Origin of the sequence: Iodidimonas muriae, assembly GCF_014647255.1 — a bacterium.
Classification (GTDB): domain Bacteria; phylum Pseudomonadota; class Alphaproteobacteria; order Sphingomonadales; family Rhodothalassiaceae; genus Iodidimonas; species Iodidimonas muriae.
This window is the reverse complement of sequence record NZ_BMOV01000003.1, coordinates 1-17,749: the sequence shown is the minus strand read 5'-3', so window position 1 is coordinate 17,749 and position 17,749 is coordinate 1. Positions and strand designations below refer to the sequence as shown.

General features: G+C 55.9%; 18 protein-coding genes. 6 read left to right on the top strand and 12 right to left on the bottom strand.

What is annotated here, in order from left to right:
• Window positions 1-12: 12 nt before the first annotated feature.
• Together IEX96_RS04975 and IEX96_RS04970 are read right to left on the bottom strand one after the other, a co-directional pair.
• Entirely contained in the window at window positions 13-741 is a 729-nt protein-coding gene (locus IEX96_RS04975) for a DsbA family protein (RefSeq protein ID WP_150005870.1), read from the bottom strand.
• A 97-nt stretch (window positions 742-838) separates the two neighbouring features.
• Complete coding sequence (locus IEX96_RS04970) at window positions 839-1,357, bottom strand: DUF721 domain-containing protein (RefSeq protein ID WP_188873569.1); 519 nt, start codon at window positions 1,355-1,357, stop codon at window positions 839-841.
• An 82-nt stretch (window positions 1,358-1,439) separates the two neighbouring features.
• Between IEX96_RS04970 and mutY the strand changes: the two genes are divergently transcribed.
• A complete protein-coding gene (gene mutY, locus IEX96_RS04965; RefSeq protein WP_229773546.1) occupies window positions 1,440-2,537 on the top strand; it encodes an A/G-specific adenine glycosylase in 1,098 nt (365 codons plus the stop codon).
• On the opposite strand, the gene IEX96_RS04960 is transcribed toward mutY, so the two are convergent.
• The 9 genes from IEX96_RS04960 to IEX96_RS04920 form a co-directional block, all read right to left on the bottom strand.
• Complete coding sequence (locus IEX96_RS04960; protein ID WP_150005872.1) at window positions 2,534-4,021, bottom strand: M20 family peptidase; 1,488 nt, start codon at window positions 4,019-4,021, stop codon at window positions 2,534-2,536. The two genes, mutY and IEX96_RS04960, sit on opposite strands and share 4 nt — an antisense overlap.
• Before the next feature lie 110 nt (window positions 4,022-4,131).
• A complete protein-coding gene (locus IEX96_RS04955) occupies window positions 4,132-5,268 on the bottom strand; it encodes a site-specific DNA-methyltransferase (protein WP_188873568.1) in 1,137 nt (378 codons plus the stop codon).
• A gap of 73 nt (window positions 5,269-5,341) precedes the next feature.
• Window positions 5,342-5,941, bottom strand: a complete 600-nt coding sequence (gene rnhB / locus IEX96_RS04950) for a ribonuclease HII (RefSeq protein WP_188873661.1) — start codon at window positions 5,939-5,941, stop codon at window positions 5,342-5,344.
• 39 nt (window positions 5,942-5,980) lie between these two features.
• The gene (locus IEX96_RS04945) at window positions 5,981-7,081 is read right to left on the bottom strand and encodes a patatin-like phospholipase family protein (RefSeq protein ID WP_150005873.1); all 1,101 of its coding nucleotides are present in this window, start codon (window positions 7,079-7,081) and stop codon (window positions 5,981-5,983) included.
• Window positions 7,078-7,860 (bottom strand): 3-hydroxybutyrate dehydrogenase, encoded by a 783-nt coding sequence (locus IEX96_RS04940; RefSeq protein WP_150005874.1) that lies wholly within the window; start codon window positions 7,858-7,860, stop codon window positions 7,078-7,080. Before IEX96_RS04940 ends, IEX96_RS04945 begins: the two co-directional genes overlap by 4 nt.
• A 97-nt stretch (window positions 7,861-7,957) precedes the next feature.
• Window positions 7,958-9,883 carry an excinuclease ABC subunit UvrC gene (gene uvrC / locus IEX96_RS04935; RefSeq protein WP_373293754.1) on the bottom strand — a complete coding sequence of 642 codons (1,926 nt, stop codon included), beginning with the start codon at window positions 9,881-9,883 and terminating at the stop codon, window positions 7,958-7,960.
• Window positions 9,884-10,284: 401 nt separating this feature from the next.
• The gene (gene folB, locus IEX96_RS04930; protein WP_150005876.1) at window positions 10,285-10,704 is read right to left on the bottom strand and encodes a dihydroneopterin aldolase; all 420 of its coding nucleotides are present in this window, start codon (window positions 10,702-10,704) and stop codon (window positions 10,285-10,287) included.
• A 4-nt stretch (window positions 10,705-10,708) separates the two neighbouring features.
• Window positions 10,709-11,464, bottom strand: a complete 756-nt coding sequence (locus tag IEX96_RS04925) for an SDR family oxidoreductase (protein ID WP_150005877.1) — start codon at window positions 11,462-11,464, stop codon at window positions 10,709-10,711.
• On the bottom strand, window positions 11,461-12,447 hold the full coding sequence (locus tag IEX96_RS04920) for a calcium/sodium antiporter (protein ID WP_188873567.1): 987 nt from the start codon (window positions 12,445-12,447) through the stop codon (window positions 11,461-11,463). Before IEX96_RS04920 ends, IEX96_RS04925 begins: the two co-directional genes overlap by 4 nt.
• A gap of 138 nt (window positions 12,448-12,585) precedes the next feature.
• On the opposite strand from IEX96_RS04920, the gene IEX96_RS04915 reads away from it, so the two are divergent.
• The 5 genes from IEX96_RS04915 (at window position 12,586) to IEX96_RS04895 (ending at window position 17,433) form a co-directional block, all read left to right on the top strand.
• Window positions 12,586-14,316, top strand: a complete 1,731-nt coding sequence (locus IEX96_RS04915; protein ID WP_188873566.1) for a monovalent cation:proton antiporter-2 (CPA2) family protein — start codon at window positions 12,586-12,588, stop codon at window positions 14,314-14,316.
• Between the two features lie 83 nt (window positions 14,317-14,399).
• Window positions 14,400-15,404, top strand: coding sequence for an alpha/beta fold hydrolase (locus IEX96_RS04910; protein ID WP_188873565.1), 1,005 nt, complete (start codon window positions 14,400-14,402; stop codon window positions 15,402-15,404).
• Window positions 15,405-15,431: 27 nt separating this feature from the next.
• Window positions 15,432-16,091, top strand: a complete 660-nt coding sequence (locus IEX96_RS04905) for a glutathione S-transferase family protein (RefSeq protein WP_150005881.1) — start codon at window positions 15,432-15,434, stop codon at window positions 16,089-16,091.
• A 51-nt stretch (window positions 16,092-16,142) separates the two neighbouring features.
• Window positions 16,143-16,622, top strand: a complete 480-nt coding sequence (locus IEX96_RS04900) for a (2Fe-2S)-binding protein (RefSeq protein WP_150005882.1) — start codon at window positions 16,143-16,145, stop codon at window positions 16,620-16,622.
• A gap of 13 nt (window positions 16,623-16,635) precedes the next feature.
• Window positions 16,636-17,433, top strand: a complete 798-nt coding sequence (locus IEX96_RS04895; protein ID WP_150005883.1) for an FAD binding domain-containing protein — start codon at window positions 16,636-16,638, stop codon at window positions 17,431-17,433.
• Between the two features lie 24 nt (window positions 17,434-17,457).
• On the opposite strand, the gene IEX96_RS04890 is transcribed toward IEX96_RS04895, so the two are convergent.
• Window positions 17,458-17,652 (bottom strand): response regulator transcription factor, encoded by a 195-nt coding sequence (locus tag IEX96_RS04890; protein ID WP_308424559.1) that lies wholly within the window; start codon window positions 17,650-17,652, stop codon window positions 17,458-17,460.
• Between the last annotated feature and the right edge of the window lie 97 nt (window positions 17,653-17,749).

The following is a 17,749-nucleotide window of genomic DNA, read 5'->3' as shown; positions in this document are numbered from 1 at the left end:
GGCCTGTTCAGGTTAAAGTTCGTCCTCGATGATTTCAGACAGGGTGTCGAATCTCTGAGCTTCGGCGCCACGCTTTTTCCCGTTGATGATGATGGTAGGCGTTCCTGCGATCTGCCAGCGTTTCTGGCCTTCGCTGGTCATTTCCACCAGATGTTGCTGCAGATCACGTTCCGACAGACATTGATCGAAACGGGTGCGGCTGACACCTGCCTTGCGCACCACATTGGCCATGTCATCAATCACCACTTTCGCATCTTGCTGGCTGGCATTGGCAAGCCATGTGGCCTGAGTGGAGAAAAACAACTCGGCGATTGGGAAGAACCGGTCCGGTCCCATGCAACGGGCCACGGCAGAGGCGGCCAGATCATAGCGGTTCATCACATAATTATGGAATTCGTAACGCACCTTGCCGGTCTTGATATAGGTCTCTTTCAGATCGGGAAGCACATCGCGGTCAAAGGCGGCGCAGTGCGAACAGGTGAGCGATGCATATTCGATGATGGTCACCGGTGCATCGGGATTGCCCATGCTGACCCCGCCCAGCGCAAAGCCTTTTTCCGATGCCGTTTCGGTGGTGATGACCTTGCTGTAATCGGTGGCACTCTCAGCGCTTGCGCTTTTTGCAGGGGCGCTGCTGTTGTCCATTGTTCCGTTGCTGTCGTCATTGCCGCAAGCGGCCAACCCCAATGCCAGAAACGCAATGAGGGACGGGGTTGCCAACTGCTTTAATTTGTGTGTCATAAGCCTTGTACCTACCAGATATAGAAATTTTAATCGGCATGAAGCCGGATGGCCAGTGTCAAATGCCCGTATGAGCCTTTATGGGCGCCCTTCATGCTCAGGAGCGATTTTTTTGTAAAATAGCGGCTCCCCAGCGTTCCAGCAACTCGCGGAGTTTATCGTCTTTAATGGGTTTTACCAGCTTTCCCGATTGCGCCACCGCTTGGGGATCGGGTGGTGACGGCGGGGCAGGCGGTTTTGGTGGGGTTTGGCGCTGCACCGGGCCTTGTTGCAGCTTGATACGCGCCACCGCCCCATAACCGAAAAAGCGGTTCACCCGTTCGATGATCCGTGGTTCGCTATGCTGGAGCATCGGCGCAAAAGCAGGGGTGACGCGAATCTCCAATGTGCCGCCCATGCGTTCGCCGCGCGGGAAGGAAAGCCGCAAAGGCACGGCGTTGCCAGCAATATCCTCGCCAACGATTTCAACCCAACGGGCGACGATTTCCTGATTGATAAAGCCACGGCTACGCCAAGCCGTTCGGGCAATATCTGGCATCAATCGGGCAAGCGGAACGGTTTTTCCGCGCCTCGAGAGGCGGGCTTGTTTGCCCCTGCTTGACTTGCCAGCATTCATCTTGCCTGCCACTGTCCTTTCACCGCGCCATGATAGTCACGAGAAGCCAAAACTGTTTCCTATAAGAAAGCCGAACCTCTTGATGAGTAGCACCCTTCGTCCCAAAACACAGCCCCGGATGGGAAGCATATCCAGGAACCGGCCGGATGAAGTGAGCGGGGCTTTGCTGGCATGGTATGACCGGCATCAACGGGTGTTGCCTTGGCGGGCACGGGAAGGGAAAGCGCCTGATCCCTATCATGTGTGGCTGTCGGAAATTATGTTGCAACAGACAACGGTTCAGGCGGTAAAGCCGTATTTTGAAGGGTTTGTGGCGTGCTGGCCAACCATTGAGGATCTGGCCAAGGCCCCGTTGGAAGCCGTGCTCGATCGTTGGGCCGGGCTTGGCTATTATGCCCGGGCTCGCAATCTTCATGCCTGTGCTTGCAAGATCGTGGCGGATTTTGGCGGCCGTTTTCCATCGGATGAAAAAACGCTGAAAACCCTGCCCGGGATTGGCGATTATACCGCAGGGGCCATTGCCGCCATTGCGTTTGACAAAGTCGCCGCCGCTGTGGACGGCAATGTGGAGCGGGTGATTTCTCGCATGCGGTTCATCGACGAGCCTTTGCCCAAAGCCAAAAAAGCGATCCGGGCGGAAACGCTGGCCTTGGTACCGGATCGACGTGCGGGCGATTTTGCCCAAAGCCTGATGGATCTGGGGGCGACCATCTGCACAGTGCGCGCGCCCAAATGCGGGATTTGCCCGTGGGAAGGCGTTTGTATTGCCCATGCAAAGGGCCGGATGGAAGATCTGCCCATCAAGCCCCCAAAGAAGAGAAAGCCGGTGCGGCACGCTTTGGCCTTTTGGCTGGAAAGCGAGGGGGATGTGTTGTTGCGCCGTCGTCCGGCCAAGGGGCTTCTGGGCGGGATGTTGGAAGTGCCGTCTTCACCGTGGGGGGATGAACCCCTTGATGACGATGCGGCACTGGCCCATGCCCCGAATGCTGCGGACTGGGCCATATTGGAAGGCACTGTGCGCCATACCTTCACCCATTTTCATTTTCACCTGAAGGTGGCGCGCGCCCATATCAGGGCCGATGCCCGCCCCGATGGCCTGTGGGTGCCGATGCACGATCTTGATGGGTTGCCAACGGTGATGCGCAAGGTGGCGCATATGGTGCAAAAGCAGAAAGCCTAATGGCGTGTTGCGGTGTTGGAATTTTCTATCAGACGAACATAAAAGCGGATCATCTCCAGATAGTTTTCGGTGGACACACGTTCATTGGTGCCATGCAGGCGCTTTAGATCTTCGGAATTAAGGCGCATGGGGGCAAAGCGGTACACATCATCGGCCACTGCTGTGAAATGGCGGCTATCGGTTGCCGCCACCATCAGCCCCGGTGCGATCAGGGCCTTGGGGAAGGTTTCGGCAATGCTTTTTTCGATGATGTGGAAAGCGGCGCTATCGGTTGAAGATACTTTTGTGGCTTCCCGCGCCTGATCAGCCGTGCCGATGATGGTGATGGCCGGATCGTCGATGGTTGTGCGCACATGGTCGATCACGGAATGGCCGGTATCATTGGGGCGAATACGAAAATTGATGGTGGCTTCGGCGCTTTGGGCCAGCACATTGGATTTGAACCCGGCCTGAAGCATGGTGATGGCCGTGGTGGTGCGGATCATGGCATTGGTGGAGGGTGTTTTGGAAAACTGGTTCAAAATCACAGGGCCAGTAAGCCACAAATTGCCTGAAATCACATTCAACGGAAAGGCCATATGCGGGGCAAGACGGGTCAGCATTTTGCTGGGCACCCCTTCAAGGCTTGCGGGCATTTGGGTGCTTTCCAGACGAGCTAGGGCGCGGCTCAATCGGCCCGGTGCCGAAACCATCGGCGGCATGGAACTGTGCCCGCCTTCGCTTTCGGCCCGCAAGCGAAGGGTGATCGAGCCTTTTTCCGCCAGCCCGACCATGGCCACCGGTTCAGCAATGCCCGGTGTGATGCCTTGCAAAACGGCCAGACCTTCATCCAGAACGAAGGCGATCTGTTCATTCTGCTCCGCAAGCCATTGGGCGATCAGCGCCGCCCCTTTGTCGCCGCCCAATTCTTCATCGGCCCCGAAAGCCAGCCACAAGCTGCGCTTGGGGGTAAAGCCTTGGGCAAGCAGATACTCAAGGGCTTCCATGATGGCCATCAGGCTGCCTTTATCGTCCAGCGTGCCGCGCCCCCAGATATAGCCATCGGCCACCACGCCGCCAAAGGGGGGATGTATCCAGTTGCCTGTGGTTCCCGGTTCCACGGGCACCACATCCTGATGGGCCATCAACACAATGGCCGGTGTCTCTGCATCTGTGCCCCTGATCCCGAACAAAAGGGCATCACGGCCAATTTCATGGCGTTCGGCCCGTTGGTGGATCAAGGGGAATTGGTCTTTCAAAAAGGCATGAAAGTCCGCAAAGGGAGCCGCATCATAATCGGCCGCATTTTCTGTGGAAACGGTTTCAAAGCGAATGGCTTGTGCCAACCGGTCAATGGCGGCTTTGCCATCAAGGCTGATGGTCGGGCTGTCCACTTTATCGGGGCGTGCATCCGGCAGGAAAACCACACGCAGCCATAAGCCAATAAAGGCCAGCACCAGCAAAACACCCAGTACCACCACGCCGCGCATTATGATCCGCATCATTTTCCCAAAGCCCTCGCAGGTTTTTCATCATGGCCATAACCGCCGATGATACTGTAACGCTGCTTTGAAACCGTGGGAACCTCTCTCGTTCGACAGGCGAAGCTGTGATTCTAGGCGTGGGAAATGGCGCGGATTTCTTCACGCAGGCGGTCCAAAGGCACCAGATCACCGCGATTTTCCACATGCCAGAAGGTCCAGCCATTGCAGGCGGGCGCCCCTTGCACATGGGCGCCGATTTGATGGATCGAGCCTGTCATGTCGCGGCTGACCAAGGTGCCGTCAGACCGCACTCGTGCCGTATGGCGGCGACGGCTGTCATAAAGGGTGGCCCCGGTTTTGATCAGCCCCGCTTCCACAAGCTGGCCAAAGGGAACGCGCGGAGCCTGACGTTTGGAAATGGTATAGCCCAGCGCTTCTTCATCCAGCTTTTCCGTGGCGGCAATGCGTTCGCGGGCAACGGCGATATAGCCTTCATCCCGCTCGATCCCCACGAAATGGCGCCCCAGTTTTTTCGAGACAGCACCCGTGGTGCCAGACCCGAAAAAGGGATCAAGGATCACATCCCCCGGTTTCGATGCGGCCATCAAGATGCGGTATAAAAGCGCTTCGGGCTTTTGCGTGGCATGAGCTTTTTTGCCGTTTTTCTTCAGGCGTTCTTTGCCGGAACAAATGGGGATCAGCCAATCGGAACGCATCTGAAGATCGTCGTTCATGGCCTTTAGCGCATTGTAATTGAATGTGTATTTGCGTTGGTCTGCGCTTTTTGCAGCCCAGATAAGGGTTTCATGGGCATTGGTAAAACGGGTGCCGCGAAAATTGGGCATGGGATTGGTTTTGCGCCATATAATGTCGTTCAAAAGCCAAAAGCCATGATCCTGCATGGCGGTGCCAACGCGGAAAATATTGTGATAGGTGCCGATCACCCACAGCGTTCCGGTATTTTTCAGGATCCGCTGCGCCTGAGCCAGCCATTCGCGGGTGAAGCTGTCATAGCTGGCGAAATTGTCGAATTTATCCCAGGCATCATCAACGCCATCCACCTGCGAATTATCGGGACGTTGAAGCTGGTCCTTTAATTGCAGATTATAAGGCGGGTCCGCAAAAATCATGTCCACAGACGCATCGGGAAGGCCGCGCATCACTTCGATACACTCGCCTTGCAAGATGGTATCCAGCGGCAGATTTGCAGAGCGTTGCGGCGTTGCTTTGGCGCTGGCTGTTCCGGCTTCTTTTTGGGTATTCGACATCGTTTTTTCCTCTCTGGACGGCCCTAGTGTGGAAAAAACGGCGACTCGGGTCAATCAGATTCTTCTATCTGAATCAATTATTTGCCTTATGAGTCTGGAGTAGAATCTTACGAACCGGGGCAAAGCTTTTGCGGTGATATGCGGTGGCACCCACAAGCTTTAGCGCCTCGAGGTGCTTTGGCACGCCATATCCTGCGTTTTGCTCCCATCCATAAGCGGGATGTTTTCGGGCCAGATCGGCCATGATTTGATCGCGTTTTACTTTGGCCAAAATGCTGGCTGCGGCGATGGATGCGGACAATTGATCGCCCTTTATCACGCATCGGGTCGGGCATTTGGTGCCGGGATGCTGATTGCCATCCACAAGGCAGGCATGGGGTGCGGGATCAAGGGCCTCGACCGCACGGCGCATGGCCAACAGGCTGGCCTGCAAGATATTGAGGCGATCGATTTCCTCTACACTGGCCTGCGTGATCGCCACAGCAACGGCCTGTTCATGGATATGGTCGAACAATCTTTGGCGCTTGGTCTTGCTCAGGCGCTTGCTGTCATCCAGGCCAAGGGGGATATGCTCCGGGTCCAGAATAACGGCGGCGGCGACCACGGGGCCTGCAAGGGGGCCGCGTCCGGCTTCATCCACTCCGGCCACCAGCCCGCCCATATGGAGTTCCATAGAAAAATCAGGCACCGTGCTCCCCTTTATTTTTGTGGCTTAGCGATAGTCGAATAACGCCACGCCCTCTTTGGGATCAAGGAACCTTTCCCATGGCTTGTCTGATAAAGCACGGTTTGCCGTTGCAAAGCCTGCCTCCATGCGCTCTTGCAGGCTGGCGGCGGTGAAGTCCGCATCGGCGAGCGGGTCTTCATAGCTATGGCGGGGAATGACCAGGCGGATGACGCGCATATCGGTCTGGCATCCCCAAGCGGCCAGTTCGGCGATTTCCAGCTTTTTCCGCTCTTCTTTAGGGATTTTTTCTGCCAAACCATTGATGATATGGCGCAGATGGTGAAGCTGTGCCTGCCGCTTGATATGGCTATCGATGCGGCTGGCATACTGGATTTCTTTTTGCCGCGCCGATACCTCCCACAGGCTATTGGGTTGCGGCCCTTCACTGTTCCAAAGCTGCACGGAAAACACCACCGAATTGCGCCGGTGGGCATCGTCGAACACCGCTTCAATGGGGGAATTGGAATAAATCCCGCCATCCCAATAATGATCTCCGTCGATTTCAATGGCGGGGAAGGCGGGCGGTAAAGCCCCCGATGCCATGATATGATCGGCGGTCAGTTTTGTATCACGGCTGTCGAAATAGCGCATTTCGCCTTTGGTGACAGACACCGCCCCGACAGTTAAGCGCGTGGCGCCCGCATTGAGCTGCTTGAAATCCACATGGGCTTCAAGCGTATCGCGCAGCGCATCGGTATCGTACCAGGCGGCATGCTGCAGCCCTTGCGGCCATAATCCGCCTGTCATCATCGAAAGGGACGGGCGGAAAAAGCCGGGGATGCCGCGCAGAAAAATATCCGCCATGGACCCCATATGTGCGAAGGAGGAGGGCATCATGGGCGGGCTGTCGCGCTGGACGATGCGCCAGAAACTTTCCAGCTTTTCCAGCCGCTTGTTTTGTTCGTTCCCTGCGATAATGGCGGCATTTATGGCGCCGATGGAGGTGCCGATTACCCAATCGGGCTCCATCTTCGATTTGTTCAGCGCCTGATAAACGCCGGCTTGATAGGCACCCAATGCACCGCCGCCTTGGAGCACCAGAACACATTGTCCCGGCAGGTCTGCACCACAGACTTTATGATTCATTGTGCCGTCCAGCCGCCCTCAATGGGAAGCGATGCGCCATTGAAAGAGTCAGAATGGGGGCCGCATAGAAAGACGGTCAAGGCACCCAGATCTTCCACGCTTACGAATTTCTTGGTGGGCTGGGCCGCCAAAAGCACATCGCGCTTTACTTCATCTTCCGTCATGCCGCGGGCTTTCGCGGTATCGGGGATCTGTTTTTCCACCAAGGGGGTAAGCACATAGCCGGGGCAGATGGCATTGGCGGTGATATTATGTTCGGCCACTTCCAGAGCCACGGTTTTGGTCAGCCCCAAAATACCGTGCTTGGCGGCCACATAAGCGGATTTGAACGGAGAGGCCACAAGGCCGTGGGCAGAAGCCAGATTGATCACCCGGCCCCATCCGGCTTTCTTCATATGCGGAATGGCATGGTGGATCATGTGGAAGGCGGAAGAGAGATTGATGGCGATGATGGCGTCCCATTTTTCGACCGGGAAATCTTCAATGGGGGCCACATGCTGGATGCCGGCATTGTTGACGATGATATCAACGCTGCCCAACTCTTTGGCGGTCTTTGCAACCAGATCGGCTATCTGGTCCGGCTTTGTCATGTCGGCGCCATTATAAAGCACGGTCTGGCCTGTTTCGCTTTGCAGTGCGGCACGGGTTTTCTCGATCTCGGCCGCATCGCCAAATCCATTGAGAACGACCTGTGCGCCCGCATGGGCGAGCGCTTTTGCAATACCCAGCCCGATACCACTGGTGGACCCGGTAACGATCGCTGTTTTGCCGTGCAACATGGAAAGGCTCCTTAAATAATAAAATCGAATGTTTAGCCTATATGGGATATTGATCTTGCTATACAATTCACATGTTGCGGCGCAAAATGAAAAGGCATCAACCGGCGTGGAAATGGTCGTAGATCTGGCGCGCCATAGCCTTTGAAATGCCGTCCACCAATTCCAGATCCTTCAAGGCGGCATCGGCCACGCCGGAAGCCGATCCGAAATGATGCAACAAGGCGCGTTTGCGTTTGGGGCCGATACCGGCAAGGTCGTCCAGCGGGCTTTTGACAATGGCTCTGGACCGCTTGGCCCGATGGCCGCCAATGGCAAAGCGATGGGCTTCATCGCGCAGGCGTTGCAGATAATAAAGGGCCGGATGGCCGGGGCGGATCATGAAGGCCTCATGGCCTGCCTTATGGAATTGTTCGCGGCCTGCATGGCGGTCGGGGCCTTTGGAAATAGCGACAATGTCAACATCTTCCGTTACCCCATAGTCTTGCGCCACTTCCAGAACGGCGGAAAGCTGCCCCTTGCCGCCATCGATCAGCATCAGATCGGGCCACAAGCCACGGCTACGGTCCGGGTCTTCTTTCAGCAATCGGGAAAAGCGCCGGGTCATCACTTCGCGCATCATGGCAAAATCATCGCCGGGGGTCAGGCTGGTGCTTTTGATATTGAAGCGCCGATATTGGCTTTTATCGAACCCTTCTGCGCCGGAGACAATCATCGCGCCCAAGGCGTGGCTGCCCTGAATATGGCTGTTGTCATACACCTCGATACGGTTCGGCACGCTGTCCAGATGTAAAATGTCCGCCAACTCGGCAAGCAATTGGCTTTCATTGGCGGCATCTGCCAGTTTGCGGTCAAGCGCCAGAACGGCATTGCGTTCGGCTTCTATGACCAGATCGCGTTTTGCGCCCCGTTGCGGCAAATGAAGCGTGATCATGTGCTCTGCTGCCACGCTCAAGGCTTGGGCCAGCAAGGGCATATTGGCCGGAGTTTCATTCAGCAGAATTTGGCGGGGCGGCGGTTTGTTAACGTAAAACTGGGCCAGAAAGGCGCTCAGCACATCATCCAGCTGGTCGTCTTTGGCGTGGCGGGGGAAGAAGGCGCGATTGCCCCGGTTTTGCCCCGCCCGAAAGAAAAACACCTGTATACAGACCTGGCCGCCTTTCATCACCGCCGCGATCACGTCCGCATCATCAAGGCGGCTGGTGGTGGTGCCTTGGTGGCTTTGCACATGGGCAAGGGCTTTCAGGCGGTCGCGCAAAATGGCGGCGGTTTCAAAATCCAGCGCGTCCGATGCGTCCATCATATCGGCGGCCAAACGCTTTTGAATGCCGGTGTCGCGGCCTTCCAGAAAGGCAAGGGCATCGGCCACCAACTGATCGTAATCGGCTTTTGAAATGCGGCCCACACATGGGGCAGAGCACCGCTTGATCTGGTAAAGCAGGCATGGCCTTGACCGGTTTTCCAAAACCGCATCCGAACAGGTGCGCAGCAAAAAAATACGCTGCAAGGTGTTGAGCGTGCGATTGACAGATGACGCCGATGCAAAAGGCCCGAAATAAAGGCCGTCTTTTCCCCGCGCCCCCCGGTGCTTGGCAATTTGCGGCCAATGATGGGTGTTTTTCAAGACGATATAGGGAAAGGATTTATCGTCGCGCAAAAGCACATTGAACGGCGGTTTCAGCCGTTTGATCAGATTGGCTTCCAGCAATAAGGCGTCGGCTTCTGTGTGGGTGGTCACAAACTCCATGGAACGGGTTTGGCTGACCATGCGTCCGATGCGATTCCCAAGGCCATTGGGTCGGGTATAATTGGACACTCGGCTGCGGATGTTTTTCGCCTTACCAACATAGAGCACGTCTCCGTGCGCATTCATCATACGGTAAACGCCGGGGGCACGCGGAGCTGTTTTCAAAGCGTGGCGAATGGCATCGGCCCCGATGGGGGCATGATCCGCGTTTTTTTGGGGTGCGACCGCCTCTTTTGGCAGGCCGACATTATCGGGCGTGCCGGTTTGACGGTCGGTGATTTTTTTACGGTCGGTCATGGCGTCTATCGGCCCGGAAGTTTACTTTATTTTCGATCAATTCTGTAATTTTTTGTCAAGAAGACCAAAAAATACCAATGACTCAAGGGGCTGCAGGATCGGCATCAGAGTCGGCGAAAACTTGTCCACGGCTCCTGTGGATAACCTTGTGGGAAAGCATTGTCATAATCACGTAACGTGGCTGTAACCTTTGGTTCATAGGTCTTTGCACAAAAAATAGGCAATTTTCTTAACTCATTGAAATTGCAGATAAAATATTAAGTCAACGAGGAAAAGATGATTTATTGAAGGGATCGGGAAATTCTCTTGAACTGACCTCTTGACCTTCATTACCCCTGTGTACAAGCCGTTTGCGATTCGCAAGCCAAAGGAGGCGCATCGCGTTACGGAAAGCCTTTGAAACGCTCGATTTCGACGCCGACACTGGCTGCGGCAGCCACCACATCGAGTTTTTCCACCCGAACCCTGACAGACCGGACGCGGTTGTCTTTCAAGGACATGGCGGCGATGCGATCGGCCAGTGTTTCGGCCAGATGAATATGGCCCTGGGCAAGGATGGCGTGGATGCCTTCAATAATCTCGTTGTAGCACACCACATTTTCCAGCTTGTCCAGATGGCCGGGATGGTCATCGACGGCTAAATCCACATTGATTCGCACCCGTTGGCCGCCGCCTTTTTCATGTTCCCACACCCCGATATGGGCATCCACCACAAGATCGCGGATAAACACATGCCGGATCCGACGATAGCCATCGGCAATATGAGAGGAGTCTTGGGTGCGGTGAGTCTCGCTGCCATCCATGGCGTTATCCTTTGCTTGCATCCACATCCGCTGTACGCCATGCCAGATGCTGGCCGCCGTCTAAAGCGATCATTTGACCGGTGATCGAGGGTGCATCCAAAAGAAATTGAACCGCTTTTACGAATTCATCAAGGGATGGGCCATGCCCTAAAGGCACGCTGGCGGCTTCTTTTGCGAAATCCTCAGCGCTTTGGTGGGTGCTGGGGAGCACCGGTCCGGGGCCGATGGCATTGACCCGAATGCGTGGGGCCAAAGCCTGTGCGGCGGTTTGTGTGAATGTCCACAAAGCGGCTTTGGACAGCGTATAAGTGGAGAATAACGGATTGAGCTTCCATACCCGATGATCGATCACATTGAGCACAGATCCGGCCATAGCAGACGGCAATTGGGCTGCGAATTTTTGCGTTAGAACGAATGGGGCGCGTAAATTGACCTGCATATGCTGGTCCCAGCTTTCCCGCTTCGCCGACAACAGATCGTCATTCAAAAAGGTGGAGGCATTGTTGATCAGGCACGAAATCGGCCCAGCTTGCGCTGCCGCATCGTCGATCAGGCCGTCGAGGGCTGTTTCGTCATAAAGATCGGCCCCAATGGCATGGGCCGTGCCGCCATCTGCAATGATTTCTTTCACAAGATGGTCCGCATCTGTAGCCGACCGGTGATAATGGACCACGATCCTGTGCCCGGCTTTGGCAAGGCCCAGGGCCATGGCGCGTCCGATACGCTTGCCCGCGCCGGTGATCAAAATGGTTTCTGTCATGATCCCACCGCCGCCATACGCGCGATACTCACCCCGTCATAAGCCAGCCAGCCGATATAGGCGGCATAGGCAAGCACAAGCCCAAAGCCGGCGATTCGTCCTAAAGGCCGATGTTTTAATGTGAAGGGCAAAATGGCAAGGGACGCTCCCAACATCACCCAAAGATCTACATGGAAAAAGCTGTCTGGAACCGGCACATTTCCCACCATGGCGGTCACGCCCATAATGCCCAGCAGATTGAAGATATTGCTGCCGATCACATTGCCCAGCGCCACATCGCATTGGCAGCGCAAGGCAGCGGCGATGGAAGTGGCCAGTTCGGGCAGGGAGGTGCCAAGGGCCACAAGGGTGAGGCCGATCACCGCTTCGGGCACGCCCAAGGTTGTGGCGATGAACATTGATCCGTCCACCAGAAAATCTGCCCCGAACACCAGCCCGGCACAGCCGCCGATAACCATGAGCCCGGCGGCCCAGGGGCGGCGTTTTTCGGAAAGGTCTTCTTCAAATTCAAGAAATTCTTCTGCCACTTTTGGATCGGCTTTGGCGCGTATACCGGAATAGACCAGAAAGGCAACCAGCCCGATGAACAGAACCATGCCTTCAAAAAAGCCGATCTGACCGCCCATGGCGAGGGCAATGAACAACACCGTTGCCGCCAGCATCACCGCCACATTCCGGTTCAATTTTGGCGCAGAGCAGGTCAGGGGGGCCAATAAGGCTGGCAGGCCGAGAACCAAGAGGGCATTGGCTATATTGCTGCCGACCACATTGCCAAGGGCCAAGGTGGGTGCGCCGCGCAAGACAGCATCCACGCCAACGAACAATTCAGGGGCCGATGTCCCGAACGCGACGATGGTCAGGCCGATCAACAAAGGCGGCAGGCCGAAATTTTCGGCCAAAGCCGCGGCGCCGCGAACGAGAATGTCACCGGCTATGACAAGGAGCCCCAGACCGGCGATAGCTTGCAAGAGAGCGAGAAACATATGTTGGACTTTGCGTCCCTCATGCCGTGTGTAAAAAAAACATCGGCAATTAATCCAGCCGATGCACTTGCCCATATAGGGGCTCCCGCTTAGGAATAAAAGAACCTCTCTCTAGTCAAAGGTATATCAGAACACATCATGACATCCGAAAGCACCCAGATCGCCTTTAGCGCAGAGGGCAGCGCCTTGATGGATGCGTTGGTGTTCTTATTGGCGGCTATTCTGGCGGCGCTCGGGGTTGCACGCCTGCGCTGGAGCCCGGTGGTTGGCTATATGGTCGCCGGTGCGGTGATCGGTCCTTTTGTGCTGGGGCTGGTGGATGATAGTCCGCAAATCCATATGCTGGCGGAATTCGGCGTGGTGTTCTTGATGTTCACCATCGGGCTTGAATTGTCGCCGCAACGGCTGCGCGCCATGCGCGGGATGATTTTTGGTCTGGGCGGACTTCAGGTTGTTCTCAGTGCGGCAGCCATTGGCCTTGCGGCTTCGCTTTTGGGTTTGACAATGGAAGCGGCCGTGGTTGTGGGGCTGGCACTAGGCCTGTCGTCCACGGCGGTGGTGATGCGGTTGCTGCTGGATCAGGATGCCTTGGCCACAAAGGTCGGGCGGCGCACCTTTTCCGTGCTGTTGTTCCAAGACATTGCGGTGGTGCCGATCCTGTTATTGGTCAGTGCTCTTGCGGATGGCGCCCCCGCTTTTTCTTTGGCGGCCTTGAAAGCCATCGGGGAAGCGATTGTCGCCCTTGTGGTTGTGTGGGGGCTTGGACGGTTTGCCGCCCAGCCTTTTTTCCGCCTTGTGGCGCGTACCAAAAACTCTGAATTGTTCGCTGCCACCACTTTGCTGGTGGTTCTGGGGGCTGCCTGGGCCATGGAACGGGTGGGATTGTCTTTGGAACTGGGGGCATTTCTGGCGGGCTTGTTGCTTGCGGAAACCGAATACCGAACGCAGGTGGAACTGGATATCGAACCTTATCGCAGTCTGCTTTTGGGGCTGTTTTTCCTGACCATCGGTATGGCCCTTGATCCCATGCTGATTTTGGATGAAATCGGCTGGATTCTGGCATTGTTGGTAAGCATGCTGGCGATAAAAGCCATCGTTGCCTTTGGCCTTGGCTGGATATTCGATCTGGAAAAGGGGGGGCGGGAACGCTTTGGGCTTTTGGTGTCGCAAGCCGGGGAATTTGCCTTCATTGTGTTTGCCGCCGCCTTGGCCCTTGGGCTTCTGGATAGCCGAGAGGTACAAATTCTTAGCGTTGTGGTGGTGTTGTCCATCGCCTTGACACCGGCATTGGATGCTTTAGGACGCTGGTTTGAGCGCCGCGTGGCGATTGTTGACACGCCGGGCAACCAAACAAAGTTGGAGGACACGGGCGGGCATTTGGAAGGTCATGTGGTAATCGCCGGATTTGGCCGGGTCGGGCAAACGCTGGCGAAAATCCTGTGCAGTCAGCGCATCGATTATGTGGCGCTGGATCTGAATGGCGATACCATCATGCGTGCCACCCGGCGGGGCTGGTCGGTATTTTATGGCAATGCCGCATCAGCCGAGACGTTAAAAGCCGCAGGGCTTTATAAAGCATCAAGCCTTGTGGTGACATTGGACAATCCGGCGTCTGCGGCACGCGCTGTGAAAGCGGCCCGGCGCATCAATCCCGATATTCCGATCATTGTGCGATCCCGCGATCATGCCCATGGTGTGGAGCTTGAAGCCTTGGGGGCATCGGCTTGTGTGCCGGAAACGCTGGAGGCCAGCTTGCAGCTTGGCGGGCAGGTTTTGCGGACTTTGGGCCTGCCACATAGTACGGCTGACCATATCATCGATGGCTTACGCAGTGAGGATTATGCCAATATCCGGGATCTGGGGGGATGAGCGGCGTTCTTGTCTGGCTTAATCATCTGATTTTTGCTTTCTTTCCCCTATAACGGCTAATGCGTGCAGCGCGAAGGAGACTTATGTTCGCTTTTCCCGTTCCAGAAATGGTTGAAACCAACGGCATTCGACTTGCCGTGCACCGCGCCGGGCCATCACCGGATCGGGCAAAGGCTGTGGTCTTGTTGCTGCATGGTTTCCCCGATCTTGCCTTTACATGGCGGCATCAGGTTCCTGTTCTTGCCGGGGCGGGCTATTGCGTTCTTGCGCCGGATTTGCGCGGCTTTGGGCGCTCGGATAAGCCGCAAGACCGATCCGCTTATGGAATGGAGATTTTGGCCCGCGACGTGACAGGCTTGCTTGATCATTATCAGGTGCACCGGGCTTTTGTAATCGGCCATGATTGGGGGGCGCTGATCAATTGGTCCTTGCCATTTTACTGTCCGGACCGCCTGCACGGCATTGCCAATCTCAATATCCCCTTTCTTCCGCGCGGCTCTATTGCGCCGATCGCGCTTTTCAAAGCGGCTTTCGGCAAGCAGATGTATATCGTGCGCTTTCAAGAGGAAGGGCCGTGCGAAGCGATTTTCGAGCAAGATATGGCCCGCACCATGGCGTTCTTCTTTCGCAAGCCCAAAATCCATGATGGCGCAGGAGGCGGCGGTGGCGCGTTTTCGGTGCCGGATTTGGATCTGGTATCCTGGCTGCAAGGGCCTTGTGACAAATGGCCGGGGGATGATTTCTTGCCGGAGCGGGAATTGGCGGTCTATGTGGAGGCATTCCGGGAAGGCGGCATGACGGCCCCTTTGCATTATTACCGCAATATGGATGCCAATTGGCGTGATATGGAGCGCTTTCAGCCCGCAGGGAAGGCATTGCTTGTTGATAGTCCGGCGCTGATGATTACCGCCGATAAGGACGGGGTTTGCCCGCCGCATCTGGCGGATGGCAAGGATGCTTTTTTCACAGATTATCGCCGGGTCGACATTAAGGATTGCGGGCATTGGACACAGCAGGAAAAACCCGACGAGGTGAATGCCATTTTGCTGGAATGGCTGGGGCAATCTCTGCCAAAGATTAAAAAATAACGCTGACATCGATAGGATCGGGACGAAATGATGAAACTTTATGGTCGGCGGTTATCGCCATATTTTGAGCGTGTGGTACTGGTTTTAAGCCTTAAGAACGCGCTGGACGATGTGGCCTTGACCCCGGTGCCGGGCGGACTTGGGTCCGAAGACTATAAAGCGATCACCCCTATCGGAAAGATCCCGACGCTTGAGGTGCGCGAAGGATTTGTGATCCCGGAAGGTCAGGTGATCTGCACCTATCTGGAACGGCTTTATCCAAGCCCGGCCCTGATCCCCGACGGGGCGGAAGATGCGGCGCAGGTGGAGTTGCTGTGTCGCCTTGTGGATATTTATGTGTCGGCGGCTTTGGGGCCGGTATTTCGTGCGGTCCGGGAAGGTGAAGCCCAAAGCGATGCGGCAAATGAGGCGGTGGCGAATTTGCAAAAGGCCCTGTCTTATCTTGAATATTATATCACGCCGGGCCAGCGGGCAGTGGGGGATCACTGGAGCCTTGCGGATTGTGCCATGATCCCGGTGTTCTTCTTTGTGCGCACATTGGCGCCGATTTTGGGTTTTGATCCCTTTGAAGGGACACCAAAGCTTAAACAATGGCATGATGTGGTGGCGCAAACGGATCTATGTAAGCAATCCAATGAAGAACAAGGGAAATCTTTGGCGGACTTTATGGCCCAATCCAGAAATTGAAGCCGATTGCGATAAGCTGACTGTATCCTGCTCCCCTATGGAGATCCGAGAATGGCCCTATCCATAAATCTGACTGTCAATGGCGAAGCCGTTACAAAGACCGTTGAGCCAACCTGCCTGCTGGTGGATTTCCTGCGTGATGATTTGCAGTTAACGGGGACCCATGTGGGCTGTGATACCAGCCAGTGCGGTGCCTGTACCATTCATCTTGATGGCCAGCCGGTGAAAGCCTGCACCATCTTGGCCGTGCAGGCGGATGGGGCGGAGATTCTGACCATTGAAGGCTTGGCGCCGGAGGGGGAACTGCATCCCATGCAAGCGGCGTTCGCCCAGCATCACGGCTTGCAATGCGGCTTTTGTACGCCGGGGATGGTGATGACGGGCATTGGCATTGCACGGCAGCACCCCGATGCGGATGAGGCAACCATCCGACGCGAACTGGAAGGCAATCTGTGTCGCTGCACCGGCTATCAGAATATCGTGAAAGCAGTTGCGGCCGGTACACGTCTTATGACGGACAGCGAAAGCTGAAGGGGGATCTTAAATGTTTCGGTTTGATTATCATAGAGCAACCAGCCTTGAAGACGCCCGCGCCGCTTTTGATGCGGCAGAAGACGGGGTGTTTCTCGCCGGGGGCATGACCTTGATCCCCACGCTGAAACAGCGCCTTGCCATGCCGTCGGATCTTGTGGACCTGTCAGGGGTGGAGGCTTTGCGCGGTATCACGCTGGAGGGCGATCATGTGAAGATCGGGGCGATGGTCAGCCATAAAGACGTGGCAAAATCCCCAAATGTGCGTGATGCGATCCCGGCGCTTGCCATTCTTGCTGGCGATATTGGCGATCCAATGGTGCGGGCACGGGGAACTTTGGGTGGCTCGGTGGCCAATAACGATCCGGCGGCGGATTATCCCGGTGCTGTGCTGGGCCTTGGGGCGACCATCCAGACAGATCGCCGCGAGATTTTGGCGGATGATTTCTTTACAGCCATGTTTGAAACGGCGCTGGAAGACGGGGAGTTGATTAGCTCTATCCGCTTTCCGCGCCCTGAACGGGCCGCTTATGTGAAATTCCATAATCCTGCCTCGCGCTATGCCATAGCCGGGGTGTTCGTGGCACAATTGGGTGAAAAGGTACGTGTTGCGGTAACAGGGGCCGGTCCCACGGTGTTTCGTCACCGGGAAATGGAGCAGGCGCTGGAACGCACATTCGCCCCCGATGCGCTGGAAGGCATTGCTGTGGATGCAGGGCCATTGAATTCCGATATGCACGCCAGTGCCGATTTTCGGGCCCATCTGGTGAAGGTGATGGCCGTAAGGGCGGTGGTGCAAGCGCTGAAGTAAAGCCTGCAGGCTGGCCCGCCTTGGTTACCAAGGCACCAGCATCCCCCGCTTGATGGCTTCCACCACGGTTTGGGTTTTGGTGTGAGTATTCAGCTTTTTGGCTACGCCGCTTAAATGGGCTTTGACCGTGCTGTCGGAAATTGACAGGATGATGCCGATCTCTTCATTGGTTTTGCCGCGTGCCGCCCATAACAGGCATTCCCGCTCCCGTTCTGTCAGGGGCGGCGGCGCGATTTTCCGTGTGTTTTTAGGGTCAGGACCTATTAAATTCGGGGATTCCCATTTGTTGTAATACGTGATTCACCATGGCAAAGGA

Bases quoted from the DNA above. Each gene is read 5' to 3' on its own strand.
- IEX96_RS04975 (WP_150005870.1), bottom strand. From the start codon at position 741: ATGACACACAAATTAAAGCAGTTGGCAACCCCGTCCCTCATTGCGTTT.
- IEX96_RS04970 (WP_188873569.1), bottom strand. From the start codon at position 1,357: ATGAATGCTGGCAAGTCAAGCAGGGGCAAACAAGCCCGCCTCTCGAGG.
- mutY (WP_229773546.1), top strand. From the start codon at position 1,440: ATGAGTAGCACCCTTCGTCCCAAAACACAGCCCCGGATGGGAAGCATA.
- IEX96_RS04960 (WP_150005872.1), bottom strand. From the start codon at position 4,021: ATGATGCGGATCATAATGCGCGGCGTGGTGGTACTGGGTGTTTTGCTG.
- IEX96_RS04955 (WP_188873568.1), bottom strand. From the start codon at position 5,268: ATGTCGAATACCCAAAAAGAAGCCGGAACAGCCAGCGCCAAAGCAACG.
- rnhB (WP_188873661.1), bottom strand. From the start codon at position 5,941: ATGGAACTCCATATGGGCGGGCTGGTGGCCGGAGTGGATGAAGCCGGA.
- IEX96_RS04945 (WP_150005873.1), bottom strand. From the start codon at position 7,081: ATGAATCATAAAGTCTGTGGTGCAGACCTGCCGGGACAATGTGTTCTG.
- IEX96_RS04940 (WP_150005874.1), bottom strand. From the start codon at position 7,860: ATGTTGCACGGCAAAACAGCGATCGTTACCGGGTCCACCAGTGGTATC.
- folB (WP_150005876.1), bottom strand. From the start codon at position 10,704: ATGGATGGCAGCGAGACTCACCGCACCCAAGACTCCTCTCATATTGCC.
- IEX96_RS04925 (WP_150005877.1), bottom strand. From the start codon at position 11,464: ATGACAGAAACCATTTTGATCACCGGCGCGGGCAAGCGTATCGGACGC.
- IEX96_RS04920 (WP_188873567.1), bottom strand. From the start codon at position 12,447: ATGTTTCTCGCTCTCTTGCAAGCTATCGCCGGTCTGGGGCTCCTTGTC.
- IEX96_RS04915 (WP_188873566.1), top strand. From the start codon at position 12,586: ATGACATCCGAAAGCACCCAGATCGCCTTTAGCGCAGAGGGCAGCGCC.
- IEX96_RS04910 (WP_188873565.1), top strand. From the start codon at position 14,400: ATGTTCGCTTTTCCCGTTCCAGAAATGGTTGAAACCAACGGCATTCGA.
- IEX96_RS04905 (WP_150005881.1), top strand. From the start codon at position 15,432: ATGATGAAACTTTATGGTCGGCGGTTATCGCCATATTTTGAGCGTGTG.
- IEX96_RS04900 (WP_150005882.1), top strand. From the start codon at position 16,143: ATGGCCCTATCCATAAATCTGACTGTCAATGGCGAAGCCGTTACAAAG.
- IEX96_RS04895 (WP_150005883.1), top strand. From the start codon at position 16,636: ATGTTTCGGTTTGATTATCATAGAGCAACCAGCCTTGAAGACGCCCGC.